The 16,339-nt window shown below is 51.4% G+C and carries 18 protein-coding genes; all 18 read left to right on the top strand.

Going from position 1 to position 16,339, the window contains the following annotated elements; translation table 11 throughout:
* Positions 1 to 21: 21 nt before the first annotated feature.
* The 18 genes from H6A12_RS07540 (at position 22) to H6A12_RS07455 (ending at position 15,962) form a co-directional block, all read left to right on the top strand.
* On the top strand, positions 22 to 507 hold the full coding sequence (locus H6A12_RS07540) for a hypothetical protein (protein ID WP_204446516.1): 486 nt from the start codon (positions 22 to 24) through the stop codon (positions 505 to 507).
* A gap of 36 nt (positions 508 to 543) precedes the next feature.
* Positions 544 to 996, top strand: coding sequence for a hypothetical protein (locus H6A12_RS07535; RefSeq protein ID WP_204446515.1), 453 nt, complete (start codon positions 544 to 546; stop codon positions 994 to 996).
* Positions 997 to 1,046: 50 nt separating this feature from the next.
* On the top strand, positions 1,047 to 1,646 hold the full coding sequence (locus tag H6A12_RS07530) for a hypothetical protein (RefSeq protein ID WP_204446514.1): 600 nt from the start codon (positions 1,047 to 1,049) through the stop codon (positions 1,644 to 1,646).
* A gap of 31 nt (positions 1,647 to 1,677) precedes the next feature.
* A complete protein-coding gene (locus tag H6A12_RS07525) occupies positions 1,678 to 2,082 on the top strand; it encodes a hypothetical protein (RefSeq protein WP_204446513.1) in 405 nt (134 codons plus the stop codon).
* Between the two features lie 23 nt (positions 2,083 to 2,105).
* A complete protein-coding gene (locus H6A12_RS07520; protein ID WP_204446512.1) occupies positions 2,106 to 2,486 on the top strand; it encodes a hypothetical protein in 381 nt (126 codons plus the stop codon).
* A 463-nt stretch (positions 2,487 to 2,949) separates the two neighbouring features.
* The gene (gene speD / locus H6A12_RS07515; protein ID WP_204446609.1) at positions 2,950 to 3,699 is read left to right on the top strand and encodes an adenosylmethionine decarboxylase; all 750 of its coding nucleotides are present in this window, start codon (positions 2,950 to 2,952) and stop codon (positions 3,697 to 3,699) included.
* 3 nt (positions 3,700 to 3,702) lie between these two features.
* Complete coding sequence (locus H6A12_RS07510) at positions 3,703 to 5,160, top strand: aminotransferase class I/II-fold pyridoxal phosphate-dependent enzyme (RefSeq protein WP_204446511.1); 1,458 nt, start codon at positions 3,703 to 3,705, stop codon at positions 5,158 to 5,160.
* A 4-nt stretch (positions 5,161 to 5,164) separates the two neighbouring features.
* Positions 5,165 to 6,025, top strand: a complete 861-nt coding sequence (gene speE / locus H6A12_RS07505; RefSeq protein ID WP_204446510.1) for a polyamine aminopropyltransferase — start codon at positions 5,165 to 5,167, stop codon at positions 6,023 to 6,025.
* Positions 6,006 to 6,860, top strand: coding sequence for an agmatinase (gene speB, locus H6A12_RS07500; protein WP_204446508.1), 855 nt, complete (start codon positions 6,006 to 6,008; stop codon positions 6,858 to 6,860). Before speE ends, speB begins: the two co-directional genes overlap by 20 nt.
* Positions 6,861 to 6,890: 30 nt before the next feature.
* Positions 6,891 to 8,150, top strand: coding sequence for a saccharopine dehydrogenase family protein (locus H6A12_RS07495; protein ID WP_204446506.1), 1,260 nt, complete (start codon positions 6,891 to 6,893; stop codon positions 8,148 to 8,150).
* A complete protein-coding gene (gene nspC, locus H6A12_RS07490; RefSeq protein ID WP_204446504.1) occupies positions 8,150 to 9,265 on the top strand; it encodes a carboxynorspermidine decarboxylase in 1,116 nt (371 codons plus the stop codon). Before H6A12_RS07495 ends, nspC begins: the two co-directional genes overlap by 1 nt.
* Before the next feature lie 180 nt (positions 9,266 to 9,445).
* Positions 9,446 to 10,360 (top strand): substrate-binding domain-containing protein, encoded by a 915-nt coding sequence (locus H6A12_RS07485; protein ID WP_204446502.1) that lies wholly within the window; start codon positions 9,446 to 9,448, stop codon positions 10,358 to 10,360.
* Positions 10,361 to 10,479: 119 nt separating this feature from the next.
* The gene (gene pstC / locus H6A12_RS07480) at positions 10,480 to 11,331 is read left to right on the top strand and encodes a phosphate ABC transporter permease subunit PstC (RefSeq protein WP_204446500.1); all 852 of its coding nucleotides are present in this window, start codon (positions 10,480 to 10,482) and stop codon (positions 11,329 to 11,331) included.
* Positions 11,328 to 12,203: a phosphate ABC transporter permease PstA gene (gene pstA, locus H6A12_RS07475; protein ID WP_204446498.1), complete on the top strand. Its 876-nt coding sequence runs from the start codon at positions 11,328 to 11,330 to the stop codon at positions 12,201 to 12,203. Before pstC ends, pstA begins: the two co-directional genes overlap by 4 nt.
* On the top strand, positions 12,200 to 12,949 hold the full coding sequence (gene pstB, locus H6A12_RS07470) for a phosphate ABC transporter ATP-binding protein PstB (protein WP_204446496.1): 750 nt from the start codon (positions 12,200 to 12,202) through the stop codon (positions 12,947 to 12,949). The genes pstA and pstB overlap by 4 nt, the downstream gene beginning before the upstream one ends.
* Positions 12,949 to 13,599 carry a phosphate signaling complex protein PhoU gene (gene phoU, locus H6A12_RS07465; RefSeq protein ID WP_204446494.1) on the top strand — a complete coding sequence of 217 codons (651 nt, stop codon included), beginning with the start codon at positions 12,949 to 12,951 and terminating at the stop codon, positions 13,597 to 13,599. Before pstB ends, phoU begins: the two co-directional genes overlap by 1 nt.
* Positions 13,600 to 13,608: 9 nt before the next feature.
* Complete coding sequence (locus H6A12_RS07460; RefSeq protein ID WP_204446492.1) at positions 13,609 to 14,298, top strand: response regulator transcription factor; 690 nt, start codon at positions 13,609 to 13,611, stop codon at positions 14,296 to 14,298.
* Positions 14,295 to 15,962, top strand: a complete 1,668-nt coding sequence (locus H6A12_RS07455; RefSeq protein ID WP_204446490.1) for a sensor histidine kinase — start codon at positions 14,295 to 14,297, stop codon at positions 15,960 to 15,962. The genes H6A12_RS07460 and H6A12_RS07455 overlap by 4 nt, the downstream gene beginning before the upstream one ends.
* Positions 15,963 to 16,339: the final 377 nt, after the last annotated feature.

Here is a 16,339-nt window from a genome sequence, read left to right as displayed (position 1 = left end):
TCACAGCGGGAGGTGCAGAACATGGAGCAAAGAAGATGTTTTGGGACCGTGCTGCTTGCAGCAGGGATGTGCGCAGTCTTGCTTGCAGGATGCGGCACATCGGAGGAAATTGATCTGTTCCGCGGTGAGCCGGTGATTGAATATTCAGCAGAACAGACGGAATCATCGGTGGATGAGCATCAGGAGATGCTTTATAGCTGGCAGCAAATTATTGAAGAGACGATCAAAGATGAGCCGATTATGACGGATATTCTCAAAAAGCTCAAAGAAGCGTCCGGCGGAGTAAATGATGTGGGCTATCGTGTGGAGCTCAACATCGTCTATTTTGAAGTGAAGGGCTCGCGTGACGATAATGATGCGGTGCGCAACGATATGATGACCGTGTGTGCTGAGGAGATTGAACAGCTGCTTCAAATTCTCAAAGAAAAAGGCGTCGGTTATCCGTGCGCGACCATTGAATATTCAAACGGAAGCAGTACTGGAAGTCATTCGTTTGACTTGGAATGAGATGTGCAGTCACGAAAAGAAAGCGAGGGATGCACAATGAAAAAGCAAATGACCGTTTTACTGGCAGCAGTTTTGTGCACTTCTTTACTTGCGGGATGCGGAACGCCTGGCGAGCAGACGGAAAAGCGGCAGAATCCGCAGGAATCCTCTGCCGACGAGTATGCACAGAAGCTTGCTCAATGGGAAGAAACAAACGAAGAGATCATAAAGACCGATCCGCTGGTTGAGGAAATCTCCCAGATGCTGATTGAGGAATCACAAAGCACAGAGCCGGTGGATATTTCGGTGGATGAGAATTTGATTCGGTTTACCGTCAAAAGCGAGAGCGAAGATCAAGGACTGCTCCAACGGATGGTAGAAAAAACGAATAAGAGAATCGATATATTGATTGTACATATGCAGGAGCGCGGTGTCGGGTATCCGAGCGTCGAGATTGTATGGCAGCGAGCCACGGGACTGACTGCGCACATGTTTACGCCTGCATCATAAACATGTACGGTGCAGACTGCGTTTATCACGGAAACAAAGAGGTGAATCGCATGAAAGGAATTCGAATCGCGCGCTTGCTGCTTGCGGCAGGGATGTGTGCTGTGCTGCTTGCTGCCTGCGGTACGTCGGAGGAGATTGTCCTGTTTGACGATGTGACATCCAAGGCGGCTGACGGTTCCTCGCATGAGGCGAAGATCGAAAAGAATGAGCAGCAGGAAGATTCGGTGTTTGAAATTGAACCGGAACTGCCTGCAGAGGAGCAGGAGCAAAGCATGCTCACACGCGAAGATGTGTGGGGGAAATACGATCTTGAGACGCTGCTTGACGACTGGGAGAAAAAGATACAGGACACAGTAGGCGAAAGTGAGTTCACACCAAAACTTTGCGATGCACTCGAACAAGAGGCGCAGAGTACGGAGCCGGCAGATGTTTCGGTGGAGGAAAATGTGGCAGTTTTCTCGGTGAAAACGACGCGCGAAGAGGCGGACGCGCACTGGGATGTGACGCTTGCCGGCGGCGAATATGTGACGTGGCTGCTTTATGAAATGTACGAAAACGGTGTGCTGTATCCGTGTGTGCAGATTGTATGTACCGATCAAAACGGCGGGTCCAATTCACAGATGTGGAGACTCCCCGACGATTTTGCGTAACATTTTGCGGTGAAAGAAAAGAGGGTGCGTTATGAAGAAAATACCGATGACGCTGACGGCTTTATTGACCGCGGTGATTTGTCTGTGCGGCTGTCAGCAAAAGCAAGGAAAAGAGCTGGTTTCAGACTGGACACAGACGATGCAGAAAGCAGTGGAACAAGAGGCGCTTGTGCAGACAATTTGCGAAACACTCGAAAAAGAAGCGGAGAGCACGGAACCGGTAAACGTTTCCGTCGACGAGAATATTTTGATCTTCTCTGTCAAAACGACACGGACAGATGAAGAGGCATACAATGACATTTTTGATGTCTGCGGCAAAGACATTCAGACACTGCTTTCAAATATTCGGCAAAAAGGTGTCGATTATCCGTGTGCACAGATTCAGTGCACCGATAAAAACGGCAGTGCGACGAAGTCGTTTGCGCTCGAAAGCTAGCAGAATGGAAAAGAGGATGCGTTATGAAACGAAAAATGGCGGTTTTATTGGCGGCGGTGATGGCTTGTGCAATGACATTGTGCGCTTGTTCTGATGACAAAGTGCCTTTGGCTGAGTTTGTGGAATCACCGAAAATGAATGAAGAACTTCAGGATATCTGCAAGGCGGCGGGAGAAAATGTGAATGTCGTCGCATATGCAGAGGGCAAAGAACTAAAAATTGAAATGACCATGCCGAATGCAACCGATGACGAGCGCAGAGCCGCATTTGACAACGCGATTGAAACATATCCGTTTTCCATGCTCGGCAGATATCTGCTGAGCACTGTCACCGAATATGAGCCGACCATTCTTGTTTCGATGGAGCTGAGCAGTTCTGAGTTGCAAAAACGATACGTGCGTTAATCAAAATTTTGTTTGACAAACAAACAGAAATATGTTACATTGAAAATAACGTGTGGAAATGAGAGAATCCGAATCAAAATCTCCATGCAAATATTCTAATTTTGACCACCCGAATCTTTCGGGTCAAGGCCATACGGACAGCCGGGTCAACTGCCGATTGGCGGGCTTTTCCGCCTTATTGATTGAGTTTGAAACTCAAATTTTATAAGTTGGTTCCTTTATAACCAAAGTGCTTTTTGCACATCAACTTGTGAAACGGTCAATACGAGTAGTAAGCGTGAGATATTTGCTATGAAAACTCTGAGATTTTAATGATTTCGATTCGCTTTGGTGCTGTACGCTCATCCTCACAGGTAAAACGAATGAAATCACACAGGCGATATGCGAAAATGCATATTGCCTGTTTTTATTTTTATTGAGGAAAAACGCCGAATTGGGGAGAACAAACGTGGAACAGAATAAAATGAAGCTTTACGGCTTTAACAATCTGACAAAGGCGCTGAGTTTTAATATTTACGACGTGTGCTATGCAAAAACGCCGCGGGAACAGCGCGATTATATCGATTATATCGACGAGCAGTACAACTCCGAGCGACTGACGAATATTTTGCTGACGCTCACCAATATGATCGGCGCAAAGGTTTTAAACGTATCGCGGCAGGACTACGACCCGCAGGGCGCATCGGTGACGATTCTGATTGCCGAACAGTCGATGGTTCCGGTTGCCGGCGAAACACAGGTGGCACATCTCGACAAAAGCCATGTCACCGTGCACACCTATCCCGAATACCATCCGGAAACCTTCCTGGCGACTTTCCGCGTTGATATCGACGTTGCAACCTGCGGCGAGATCACACCGCTTTCGACGCTCGATTATCTGATTAGCTCCTTTGATTCGGACATCATCACGATGGATTACCGTGTGCGCGGATTTACCCGCGATTTAAGCGGCAAAAAGCTGTTTATGGATCACAAAATGACGTCGATTCAGGACTATATCTCGGACGAGATTCTGCACCGGTACGATACGGTGGATTTGAACGTCTACAGCGCAAACCTGTTCCACACCAAAATGATGATTAAAGAAGTGGATCTGCAAAACTATCTCTTTAAAACCGATCTCTATGAGCTGTCGCCGGCAGTGCGGCTTTCGATCATGGAGAATCTGCGGCGGGAAATGATTGAAATATTCAGCGGAAGGAACATTTACTAAACGATGAGAAAAGGACTTACCCAGGAAAACGCCCCGATCTATGAGGCGCTTGTCCGTTTTCAGAAAAACCGGGTCGTGCCGTTTGACGTGCCCGGACATAAACGCGGACGCGGCAACCCGGAGCTTAAAGAACTGCTCGGGGAAAAGTGCGTCATGATGGACGTAAACTCGATGAAGCCGCTCGATAACCTCTGTCATCCGATTTCGGTCATCCGGGATGCGGAGGAACTGGCGGCAGAGGCGTTTCATGCGGCGCACGCATTTTTGATGGTCGGAGGGACAACCTCCGCGATTCAGAGCATGATTCTGTCGGTCGTCAAGCGCGGCGAAAAGATCATTCTCCCGCGAAACGTTCACCGAAGTGTCATGGGCGCGCTTGTTTTATGCGGTGCAGTGCCGGTGTATGTCAATCCCGAGTGTGATGAAACGCTCGGCATTCCGCTCGGCATGCGGGTGGAAGCCGTGGCAGAGGCGATCCGCGAAAATCCGGATGCTAAAGCCGTGCTTGTGAATAACCCGACGTATTACGGCATCTGTTCAAACCTGCCCGCGATTGTAAAGCTTGCGCATGATGCAGGCATGCTGTGTTTAGCCGATGAGGCGCACGGCACACACTTTTATTTTTCTGACCGCCTGCCGATTTCCGCAATGGATGCCGGCGCCGATATGGCGGCTGTTTCGATGCACAAATCAGGCGGAAGCCTGACGCAGAGCTCGCTTTTGCTCATCGGACCTGCGATGAGCGAGGGCCATGTGCGTCAGATCATCAATTTAACCCAGACGACATCCGGCTCGTATCTGCTGATGGCGAGCCTTGATATTGCAAGAAGAAACCTCGCTATGCGCGGCAGACAGGAGTTTGAGCGGGTGGCGGCGCTTGCAGAATACACCCGCCGTGAAGTCAACAGCATCGGCGGATACTATGCGTTCGGCGAGGAATTAAAAAACGGCGACAGCATTTTCGATTTTGACGTGACAAAGCTGTCGATTCATACGCTCGACATCGGCTTGGCCGGCATCGAGGTGTATGATTTGTTGCGCGATGAATATGATATTCAGATTGAATTCGGTGATCTTGGCAATGTGCTCGCGTATTTGTCGATCGGTGACCGACTGCGTGAAATCGAGCGGCTTTGCAGTGCGCTTGCAGAGATCAAACGCATCTATCACGGCGAGAAAAAGGGTCTCATGGTGCAGGAATACATTCCGCCGATCGTAACGCTTTCACCGCATGAGGCGTTTTATTCCGAGAGCGAATCGCTTCCGATTGAAGAGACAAACGGACGCATCTGCAGTGAATTTGTGATGTGCTATCCGCCGGGCATTCCGATTCTTTCGCCGGGCGAGCAGATCACAAAACCGATTCTTGACTATATTGCCTATGCAAAGGAAAAGGGCTGTTCGCTCACGGGCCCGGAGGATGCAAACACCGAGCGGCTCAATGTGATTAAAGGAGTGTAGACGAATGGAGCTTTGGTTTTCCGAACCACATACAAAAAATGTGAAGCTGTCGATCCGTGTAAACCGCCAGCTGTACAGCGGCGAAAGCGAATTTCAGCGTATCGACGTGTTTGAATCGCCGGAGTTCGGCCGGTTTTTGACACTCGACGGCTATATGATGCTCACCGAAAAGGACGAGTTTATCTATCACGAGATGATGGTGCATGTACCGCTGGCGGTGCATCCGAACGTCAAAAACGTGCTGGTCATCGGCGCGGGTGACGGCGGCGTTGTGCGTGAGCTTGTGCGCTATGACACGATCGAGCATATCGACATGGTCGAAATCGACCCGATGGTCGTGCAGGTCTGCCGCGAGTATCTGCCGTTTACAACGACCGGACTCGACGACCCGCGCGTGTCGATTCGGTATGAGGACGGACTCAAGTTCGTGCGCCGGTGCGAGGATGCGTATGACCTCATCATCGTCGACTCGACCGACCCGTTCGGCCCGGGCGAGGGACTGTTTACAAAAGAATTTTACGGCAGCTGCTATAAAGCACTGCATGCGGACGGCATCATGGTCAACCAGCATGAAAGTCCGTTTTATGACGAGGATGTGGCGGCAATGCAGCGCACGCACGCGCGCATTGTGCAGTCGTTCCCTCTAAGCCGCTTGTATCAGGCGCACATCCCGACGTATCCGTCCGGACACTGGCTTTTTGGCTTTGCGTCGAAAAAATACCATCCGCTCCGCGACTTGCGGGAAGCAGAGTGGAATGCGCGCAGACTGTCCTGCCGCTATTATACGACAACGCTCCACAAAGGTGCGTTTTACCTGCCCGCTTATGTAGAGGAGATGCTTGTTGATGTGGAACCCGAATGTTGAAACCTTTTTATGCTGTGACGTGCCGTTTGAGGAAGCGGATACCGTGCTGTTCGGTGCGCCGTTTGACTCGACCACGTCGTATCGACCGGGCACACGGTTTGGCAGCCGTGCGGCACGCAGTGAATCATATGGACTCGAGTCGTATAGCCCGTATCAGGACCGCGATCTGCTCGACAGCAGCGTGTTCGACAGCGGCGACATTGAACTGCCGTTTGGCGACTGCGCGAAAGCACTTTCGATGATCGAAGAGCGCGCTGCTGCGATTTTGGAAGCGGACAAACGGCCGTTTATGATCGGCGGCGAGCATCTTGTAACGCTCGGTGCAGTGCGCGCAGCGGCAGAGCGCTACCCGGATCTGCACATCATTCATTTTGATGCGCACGCCGACCTCCGCGACGATTATTTAGGGCAAAAGCTGTCGCATGCATGTGTACTCCGCCGCTGTCATGACATGTTAGGCGACGGCCGGATCTTCCAGTTCGGCATCCGTTCGGGTGACCGCGAGGAATTTGCATGGGGAAAAGACCATGTATCGACCAATAAATTTAATTTCGAAGGCCTTGCTGCTTGTGTCGAAGCGCTCAAAGGAAAGCCGGTGTATCTGACGGTTGATCTTGATGTGCTCGATCCGTCGGTGTTCCCGGGAACCGGTACACCGGAGCCGGGCGGCGTGTCGTTTGACGCACTGCGTGAAGCGGTCACGCTCGTCTGCGCGAATGCAAACATCGTGGCGTGTGACGTCAACGAGTTAAGCCCCCATTATGACCAAAGCGGGATTTCCACAGCCGCCGCGTGCAAAGTAATCCGCGAAATGCTGTTGGCAATGCAAAAATAACGAACCAAAACCTTCAGGGAGGAATTTTTTATGGCAAGAGTACTCATTATCGGATGCGGCGGCGTTGCAAGCGTTGCCATTCAAAAATGCTGCCAGAACAGCAGCGTGTTCTCGGAGATCTGCATCGCAAGCCGTACCAAAGCAAAATGTGATGCGCTGAAAGAAAAACTCGAGGGCAAAACCGAAACAAAAATCACCACCGCACAGGTGAATGCTGACAACGTGGACGAGCTGATTGCGCTCATTAACGACTATAAACCGGAGCTCGTCATGAACATCGCACTGCCGTATCAGGATCTGACCATCATGGACGCATGCTTGGCTTGCGGCGTCAACTACATGGATACCGCAAACTATGAGCCGGAGGATACAAACGATCCTGAGTGGCGCGAAATCTACGAAAAACGCTGCAAAGAAGAAGGCTTCTCGGCATACTTTGACTATTCGTGGCAGTGGGCATACAAAGAGAAATTCGAAAAAGCAGGACTGTGCGCAGTGCTCGGCTCCGGCTTTGACCCGGGTGTGACCCAGGTGTTCTGCGCATATGCACAGAAACACTGGTTCGATACGATCGACACCATCGATATTTTAGACTGCAACGGCGGCGACCACGGCTATCCGTTTGCAACAAACTTCAACCCGGAAATCAACCTCCGCGAAGTGTCCGCACCGGGCTCCTACTGGGAAAACGGCCACTGGGTCGAGATTCCGGCAATGAGCATCAAACGCGAATACGACTTTGACCAGGTCGGTCACAAAGATATGTATCTGCTCCACCACGAGGAGATTGAGTCGCTCGCAAAAAATATCCCGAATGTAAAACGTATCCGTTTCTTCATGACATTCGGCCAGAGCTACTTAACCCACATGAACTGCCTCGAAAACGTCGGCATGCTGTCGACGGAGCCGGTCGAATTTGAAGGCCATCAGATCGTGCCGATCCAGTTCCTGAAAGCATTGCTGCCGGACCCGGCATCGCTCGGCCCGCGCACCGTCGGCAAAACAAACATCGGCTGTATCTTCACCGGCAAAAAAGACGGCAAAGAAAAAACCGCATATGTCTATAACGTGTGTGACCACCAGGAGTGCTACAAAGAGGTCGGTTCGCAGGCGATTTCGTACACCACCGGTGTTCCGGCAATGATCGGCGCAATGCTGATGCTTACCGGCGAATGGAACAAACCGGGCGTTTACACCGCTGAGGAGCTGAATCCGGACCCGTTCATGGACGCACTCAACAAATGGGGTCTGCCGTGGCAGAAAATTGACGATCCGGTGCTGGTGGACTGATGAAAACACCGTATTTTTTAGTCGACGAGAAAAAAGTGCGTGAAAACGCACAGATTTTAGCCTCCGTCATGGAGAAAACCGGCTGCCGCATTCTGCTTGCGCAAAAGGCGTTTTCGATGTTTTCGATGTATCCGATGCTGCGGAAATATCTTGCAGGCACGGCGGCGAGCGGGTTATATGAGGCAAAGCTTGGGCACGAGGAATTCGGCGGTGAAACGCACGTCTTTTCGGCGGCATACCGTCCGGATGAATTTGAAGAAATCGCCGAGATTGCCGATCATATCGTGTTCAATTCGCCGAATCAGCTGTTAAAATATGCACCCATTGCAAAGGCGCACGGCAAACAGGTCGGCCTGCGCTTAAATCCCGAGTGCTCGACACAGGAGGGTCATGAGATCTATGACCCGTGTGCACCGGGCTCGCGCTTGGGCACGACGAATGCGCAGTTTGACCGATCGCTTGTGCCGATGCTGGACGGCGTTCATATGCACACGCTCTGTGAGCAGAATTCCGATGCGTTGGAGCAGACGGTAGCCGCACTCGAGGAGAAATTTTCCGACGTGCTTCATGCGGTCAAATGGGTGAACCTGGGCGGCGGCCATCACATCACGCGGCCGGACTATGACATCGACCGGCTTGTCCGAATAATCGAGCATGTGCGCGATACGTATGACGTGCAGGTTTATTTAGAGCCGGGCGAAGCAGTCGTGTTAAACGCAGGCGTGCTCAAAACGACCGTGCTCGACTTGATCGAAAACAACGGCGTGCAGATTGCGATTCTCGACACCTCTGCGGCGTGCCATATGCCCGACGTGATCGAGATGCCGTACCGTCCGCCGCTGATTGGCGCCGGCGAACCGAACGAAAAGAAATACACGTATCGTTTGGGCGGACCGACATGCTTGTCGGGCGACGTGATCGGTGATTATTCGTTTGATGCGCCGCTTTCTGTCGGTGATGTGCTCACCTTCGGTGATATGGCGCTTTATACGATGGTCAAAACAAATACATTTAACGGAATGATGCTGCCGTCGATTGCAATGTTAAAAGAAGATGGCGAGATCGCATGCATCAAGACATTCGGTTACGAAGACTTTAAAAACAGATTGTCATAAATCAAACTGATTATACAGACAGGAATCGTTTTAAACGATTCCTGTCTGTTTTTTTGCGAAAAAAGAAGTGGTTTAACGCAGATTTAACACACGCACCGTTTTAGATTTAACGCATGAACGGTAAAGTATGTCCTGTAAGCTAAAACAAAGAAACAAGCGAACAAAAGGAGTAACAAGGTTATGAAGAAAGGCTTTTTGAAAATTGGCGCAGTCATTGCCGCACTCGGCGTGATGACCGCAGCATTTGCAGGATGCAGCACAACAGAAGGCAACGACAGCAGCAACGGCGGCGACGCAGCAGGCACCACCACAGGCAAAATCAACGTCTGCTCCCGTGAAGATGGTTCGGGCACACGCGGCGCGTTTATCGAGCTTCTGGGCATTGAAGAAAAAGACGAATCCGGCGAAAAAGTAGACAGAACTGTCGCAACCGCTGAGATCACAAACAGCACCGCAGTTATGATGACCACTGTCGCAGGCAACAAACAGGCAATCGGTTACATCTCTTTAGGTGCTCTGTCCGACGACGTTAAAGCACTCAAAGTTGACGGCGCAGCACCGACTGTCGACGCAGTCAAAGACGGCAGCTACAAAGTATCCCGTCCGTTCAACATCGTCACAAAAGAGGGCTCTTCGAACCCGGCAGCAGAGGACTTCATCGCATTCATCATGAGCGAAGAGGGTCAGAAAGTTGTTGAAGAAGAGGGCTGCATCAGCAACGGCAACAACGGCGCATTCACCTCGAAAAACCCGACCGGCACCATCACAGTTGTAGGTTCTTCCTCGGTTTCCCCGGTCATGGAAAAACTGATCGAAGCATATAACGCAATCAACGGCGGCCTGACCATCGAGCTCCAGACAAACGACTCCTCCACAGGCGTTTCCTCTGCAATCGACGGCACATGCGACATCGGCATGGCTTCCCGTGAATTAAAAGATGAAGAAGTTTCCAAAGGCGCAAAAGCAACTGTCATCGCAACCGACGGCATCGCAGTCATCGTTAACAAAGAAAACTCCTTCGACGATCTGACCTCTGAGCAGATCAAACAGATCTACATCGGCGAAATCACCACATGGGATGAGCTCGCAAAATAATCAAACGATATCCCTTCTTTAAAAAAATAAAACGAACCCGCACAAAAAACAGTCTGTCCATACTCGCAGACTGTTTTGTGTGCATCAACAAAGATCTCATCAAAGAAAGGAATCTTAGCATGAATCAATGGAAAGAACGAATCATGCACGTGGTGTTTCTGGTGTTCGCGTGTGCATCGATCTGTGCAGTCATTCTGATCTGCCTGTTCCTGTTTGCAAACGGCGTGCCTGCAATCGGAAAGATCGGTGTGCTTGACTTCCTGTTTGGAACCACGTGGCGTCCGGGAAATGATATTTACGGCATTTTCCCGATGATTATCGGCAGTATTTATGTCACAGCAGGCGCAATCGTGTTCGGTGTGCCGATCGGACTGCTCACCGCAGTGTTTCTGGCGCGGTTTTGTCCGAAATGGCTGTATAAAGTATTAAAACCGGCAGTCAACCTTTTGGCCGGCATTCCGTCGATCGTATATGGCTTTTTTGGCTTGGTGGTCATCGTGCCGGCATTCCAGGAGCTGTTCGGCACAAACGGCAAAGGCGTGCTTACCGCATCGGTGCTTTTGGGCATCATGATTCTGCCGACGATCATCAGCGTCGCAGAGTCGTCCATCCGCGCCGTACCGGAATCGTACTATGAAGGTTCGCTCGCGCTCGGCGCCACAAGAGAGCGCAGCATGTTCCGCGCTGTGCTGCCGGCTGCAAAATCGGGTATTATGTCCGGCATCATCCTGGGCATCGGCCGTGCCATCGGCGAAACGATGGCAGTCTGCATGATCGCAGGTAACCAGCCGGTCATCCCGGGCAGCGTGCTTGAGGGTGTGCGTACACTGACCGCAAACATCGTCATCGAGCTTGGCTATGCACAGGGCTTACATAGAGAAGCGCTGATTGCAACGGGTGTTGTGCTGTTTGTGTTTATTCTCATCATCAACCTGCTCTTTTCCATCATGAAACGGAGGAAGTCGGCATGAAGCAGCAACAAAAAAGATCGCTCAAAGCACAGTTACTCAGCTATAAGCGTCATCCGGGCTCGTTTATCGTGTTTTTGCTCCTCTGTCTTGCGACGCTTTTGACGGCAGGCACATTTATTCTGCTGCTTGCGCATATCATCTTAAACGGCATTCCGAATTTATCGTTAGACCTGTTCTCCTTTGAATATACAAGCGACAACGCTTCGATGATGCCGGCCATCATCAATACGCTGTCGGTTACACTGCTCTCCTTGGTGGTGGCAGTTCCGGTCGGCATTTTCTCCGCGATTTATCTGACGGAATATGCGCGCCGCGGCAATAAATTTGTGTCGGTGGTTCGTGTTACGGCAGAAACGCTGTCGGGCATTCCGTCAATCGTCTACGGCCTGTTCGGTTACTTGATGTTTAACATCTGGATGGGCGTCGGTTACTCGCTTATCTCCGGTGTGCTCACCATGGCAATCATGATTCTGCCGCTCATCATGCGCACCACCGAAGAAGCGATTCTGGCGGTTCCGGATCTTTACCGCGAGGGCAGCTTCGGCTTGGGTGCAGGCAGACTGCGCACCGTGTTCTCGGTTGTGCTGCCGGCGGCAATTCCGGGCATTCTGGCAGGCGTCATTTTAGGCATCGGCCGTATCGTCGGTGAAACGGCGGCGCTGATGTTCACAGCCGGCACTGCAACCGAAATCGCTACAAGTGTGGGCGATTCGGGCAGAACGCTGTCGGTTCATATGTACATGCTCTTAAACGAAGGTCTTCACATGAATGAAGCACATGCAACGGCGGTTGTGCTGCTGGTATTGGTTGTCGGCATCAACGCACTGTCCGCATTTGTTGCAAAACGAATTGGAAAGAGGGGAATGGCATGAGTAAGATTGAAGTACAAAACCTTGATTTATATTACGGAGACTTTCATGCGCTCAAACAAATCAACATGGAATTTCGCGCAAACGAAGTCACCGCAATGATCGGTCCGTCCGGCTGCGGTAAATCCACCCTGTTAAAATGCTTAAACCGGATGAACGATCTGGTGGAAGGATGCCGCATTGAGGGCAACGTGCTGTTAGACGGCGAGGATATCTACGGCGATATGGACGTAAACCACCTGCGCAAACGCGTCGGCATGGTGTTCCAGAAACCGAATCCGTTCCCGATGAGCATTTATGACAACATCGCATACGGTCCGCGTACCCACGGCATCCGTTCGCGTGCAAAACTCGACGAAATCGTCGAAACATCGCTGCGCCGTGCGGCAATCTGGGAGGAAACAAAAGACCAGCTGAAGAAAAACGCGCTGAGCATGTCGGGCGGTCAGCAGCAGCGTCTTTGCATCGCGCGTGCGCTTGCAGTAGAGCCGGAAGTGCTTTTGATGGACGAGCCGACGAGTGCGCTCGACCCGATTTCCACCGCAAAGATCGAAGACCTTGCAGCGGAACTCAAAAAGGATTATACTATTATCATCGTCACACATAATATGCAGCAGGCTGTCCGTATTTCCGATACCACAGCATTCTTCCTGCTGGGCGAAGTCATCGAGATGGGCAAAACCGAGCAGGTGTTCTCGATGCCGAAAGAAAAACGTACAGAGGATTATATCACAGGGAGGTTCGGATAATGCGCAATCGTTTTGACCGTCAGCTGTTAAAGCTGAATGAGGAACTTATCACCATGGGCGCACTGTGCGAGGATGTCATCGCCGGTGCAGTGAAGCTGCTTTCTGACGCAAACACCGAAACAGCGGAAACCGTCCTTGCAAAGGACAGCGAAATTGACCAGAAAGAACGCGAGATCGAATCGCTGTGCATGAAAATTTTATTGCAGCAGCAGCCGGTTGCCAAAGATCTGCGCACCGTTTCGTCAGCGCTTAAAATGATCTCCGACATGGAGCGTATCGGCGACCAGGCAGCCGATATTGCAGAGATTTCGATGCATATCGAGGGCGATTCGGTGCCGGGACAGGTGCACATTCACGACATGGCAGTCGCTGTGATCAAAATGGTGACCGACAGTGTCGATTCGTTTGTCAAAAAAGATCTGTCGCTCGCACATTCCGTCATGAAATATGACGATGTGGTCGACGATCTGTTCATAAAAGTCCGCCGCGAGCTGATTCAGATGATCAACGCCGACGAACAAAACGGCGAACGCTGCTTGGATCTTTTGATGATCACAAAATATTTAGAGCGCATCGGCGACCATGCAACAAACGTTGCAGAGTGGGTCGTGTATTCGATCACCGGTGCGCATGATACAGAAGTGGAGTAAGGAAACGACATGATTTATCTTTTGGAGGATGACGACAGCATCCGTGAACTGGTTTGTTATACCCTGACACAAATCGGATGGGAGGCAAAGGGCTTTTCGGCGCCGAGTGCGTTTTTTGAAGCGCTTAAACAGGAGATCCCTGCGCTCATCCTTCTGGATATCATGCTTCCCGAAGAGGACGGGCTGAGTGTCTTAAAAAAACTGCGGGCTGCAAGCAAAACGAAGCACGTCCCGGTGATGATGCTCACTGCCAAGGGCTCGGAGTATGACAAAGTCATAGGACTTGACGCAGGTGCAGACGACTACCTTGCAAAGCCGTTTGGCATGATGGAGCTGACCGCACGCGTCAAAGCACTGCTTCGCCGGAGCGCTGCGGCAGAGGAAAAGACGCAGGAGAAAAAAACGTATCAGATTGAGGGATTGTTTGTCGATCTGGCGCGCCATGTGGTAACGGTTGACCACGAGGAAATCGCACTCACGTTTAAAGAATTTGAACTGCTGTGCCTGCTTTTGGAGAACCGCGGCATTGTCTTAAACCGCGATCAGATTTTAAACCGGGTATGGGGATATTCGTTCGACGGCGAAAACCGCACCGTCGACGTTCATATCCGGACACTTCGCCAAAAGCTCGGCACGTGCGGTGCACTGATTGAAACGGTGCGCGGTGTCGGATACAAAATCGACGGAGAATCGGTATGACAAAACGAATTTTTCGCGTGCTTGTGCTGAGCGCGGCAGTGGTGCTTGTGCTGAGCGTGTGTATCTCCTATGCGGTGTTCAGCGTTTATTTTTCGGCACAGAACGAGCGCGAGCTTTTGACCTGTGCGCGTATGGCGGCAAAAGGCGTGTCGCTTTCCGGAAAAGACTATCTTGAACAGGTGAGTCTTTCGGGATCGATGCGGCTGACCTGGATTGATGCGGACGGGACTGTTTTGCATGATTCAAAGCAGGATGAGAGTACGATGGAAAATCATGCCGATCGTCCGGAGTTTATCGAGGCGGTCAAAACAGGCGAGGGAGTAAGCGATCGGTTGAGCAAAACCATCGGAGAGAAAACGGTCAATGCGGCGTGTCTTGCAGATGACGGCACGGTGGTGCGGGTAAGTGAGGTGCGTCAGTCCTCATGGGGACTGTTTTTAAGCGCGGCGGTTCCGCTTTTGGTTGTGCTGAGCGGATTATTGATGCTTTCCGCGCGGTTTGCAAAGCGTGTTGCGAAATCGCTTGTATCGCCGCTTCTGGCGATCGACTTTGACCATCCGGAGCGCACAGAGGCCACCTATGAGGAGCTGTCCCCGATTTTAAGACAGCTTTCCGATCAGAACAAGCGCATCCGCGCACAGATGGAAACACTGCGCAGAAACCAGCAGGAGTTTGCGGCGATTTCCGAAAATATGAGCGAAGGCATCGTCGTGGTCGGCAGAGAAAAAGAAGTGCTGTCGTATAACACAAGCGCGCTCAAGCTGCTTGGCACCAAAACGGTCACGGGTGCGAGCGTGTTGACACTAAACCGAAGTGAACCGTTTTTTGAGGCAGTGCAGAAGGCACTTTCAGGCGAACACTGCGAAAAGGAAATGGTTCATGACGAGCGCACTTACCGGCTGATTTCGAATCCGGTGCTGGAACAGGCGCAGGTGGTCGGCGCGGTGCTTATTATGCTCGATGTGACCGAACAGGCAGAAAGTGAACGGCTTCGCCGCGAGTTTACCGCGAATGTGTCGCATGAGCTGAAAACGCCGCTCACATCGATTTCCGGCTATGCGGAGATCATTTCCTCGGGAATCGTAAAGCCTGAGGATGTGGGACGTTTTTCCGGACGGATCTATGAGGAAGCACAGCGGCTGATTCGGCTGGTGAATGATATTGTGAATCTTTCGAAGCTGGACGAAGGTGCTGTTATGCCGCAGAAGCAGACGGTTTGTGCAGACGAGATGATAGAAGGCATTGTGCGTGCAATGGAGCCGGCGGCACAAAAACGCGGCATCACACTGCATGTATCGGTGCATTGGCATACGATCTTCGGCGTACGCGCCATTTTGGAAGAAATGATTCAGAACATGGTGGATAACGCCATCAAATACAATAAAGAAAACGGCGAGGTCTTTGTGACGGTGGATCATGTCGACGATCAAACGCGCGTGATCGTATGTGACACCGGCATCGGCATTCCGCTTTGCGAGCAGGAGCGTGTGTTTGAACGGTTTTACCGGGTGGATAAATCACACTCCCGTGCAATCGGCGGAACCGGACTGGGCCTTTCGATCATCAAGCACGGTGCGCTGTTCCACGGGGGAAGCGTTTCGCTTTCGAGCGTTCCCGACCAGGGAACAACGATCACACTGCTGCTTCCGGATCAACCAGGCTAAGCCCGCCAGGCTAAGCCTGGATATAATTCACCCCGCACCGTTTGGTGCGGGGTGTTGTTGATCATGGTCATTCTCAGCGCGGGCGGTAAAATTTCTTTTCTGTAAAAAACTTAATGCGCGAGTTGCCCCACCGCAGGTGCGGGTTAAACCCGGATGTGATTCACCCCGCACTGTTGGGTGCGGGGTGGTGTTGATCATGGTCATTCTCGGCGCGGGAAGAAAAGTTCTTTTTCTGTAAAAAAACTCAGTGCGCGTTATGCCCACCGCAGGGTTAAACCCGGATGTAATTCATCCCGCACCGTTTGGTGCGGGATGGTGTTGATCATGGTCATTCTCGGCGCGGGAAGAAAAGTTCTTTTTCTGTAAAAAACTTAGTG

Origin of the sequence: Merdimmobilis hominis (assembly GCF_016901855.1) — a bacterium.
Taxonomy (GTDB): domain Bacteria; phylum Bacillota; class Clostridia; order Oscillospirales; family Ruminococcaceae; genus Paludihabitans.
This window is presented reverse-complemented; position numbering and strand designations above follow the sequence as displayed.

Coding starts and splice junctions, on each gene's coding strand:
- H6A12_RS07540 (WP_204446516.1), top strand. CDS start 22: ATGGAGCAAAGAAGATGTTTTGGGACCGTGCTGCTTGCAGCAGGGATG.
- H6A12_RS07535 (WP_204446515.1), top strand. CDS start 544: ATGAAAAAGCAAATGACCGTTTTACTGGCAGCAGTTTTGTGCACTTCT.
- H6A12_RS07530 (WP_204446514.1), top strand. CDS start 1,047: ATGAAAGGAATTCGAATCGCGCGCTTGCTGCTTGCGGCAGGGATGTGT.
- H6A12_RS07525 (WP_204446513.1), top strand. CDS start 1,678: ATGAAGAAAATACCGATGACGCTGACGGCTTTATTGACCGCGGTGATT.
- H6A12_RS07520 (WP_204446512.1), top strand. CDS start 2,106: ATGAAACGAAAAATGGCGGTTTTATTGGCGGCGGTGATGGCTTGTGCA.
- speD (WP_204446609.1), top strand. CDS start 2,950: ATGAAGCTTTACGGCTTTAACAATCTGACAAAGGCGCTGAGTTTTAAT.
- H6A12_RS07510 (WP_204446511.1), top strand. CDS start 3,703: ATGAGAAAAGGACTTACCCAGGAAAACGCCCCGATCTATGAGGCGCTT.
- speE (WP_204446510.1), top strand. CDS start 5,165: ATGGAGCTTTGGTTTTCCGAACCACATACAAAAAATGTGAAGCTGTCG.
- speB (WP_204446508.1), top strand. CDS start 6,006: ATGTGGAACCCGAATGTTGAAACCTTTTTATGCTGTGACGTGCCGTTT.
- H6A12_RS07495 (WP_204446506.1), top strand. CDS start 6,891: ATGGCAAGAGTACTCATTATCGGATGCGGCGGCGTTGCAAGCGTTGCC.
- nspC (WP_204446504.1), top strand. CDS start 8,150: ATGAAAACACCGTATTTTTTAGTCGACGAGAAAAAAGTGCGTGAAAAC.
- H6A12_RS07485 (WP_204446502.1), top strand. CDS start 9,446: ATGAAGAAAGGCTTTTTGAAAATTGGCGCAGTCATTGCCGCACTCGGC.
- pstC (WP_204446500.1), top strand. CDS start 10,480: ATGAATCAATGGAAAGAACGAATCATGCACGTGGTGTTTCTGGTGTTC.
- pstA (WP_204446498.1), top strand. CDS start 11,328: ATGAAGCAGCAACAAAAAAGATCGCTCAAAGCACAGTTACTCAGCTAT.
- pstB (WP_204446496.1), top strand. CDS start 12,200: ATGAGTAAGATTGAAGTACAAAACCTTGATTTATATTACGGAGACTTT.
- phoU (WP_204446494.1), top strand. CDS start 12,949: ATGCGCAATCGTTTTGACCGTCAGCTGTTAAAGCTGAATGAGGAACTT.
- H6A12_RS07460 (WP_204446492.1), top strand. CDS start 13,609: ATGATTTATCTTTTGGAGGATGACGACAGCATCCGTGAACTGGTTTGT.
- H6A12_RS07455 (WP_204446490.1), top strand. CDS start 14,295: ATGACAAAACGAATTTTTCGCGTGCTTGTGCTGAGCGCGGCAGTGGTG.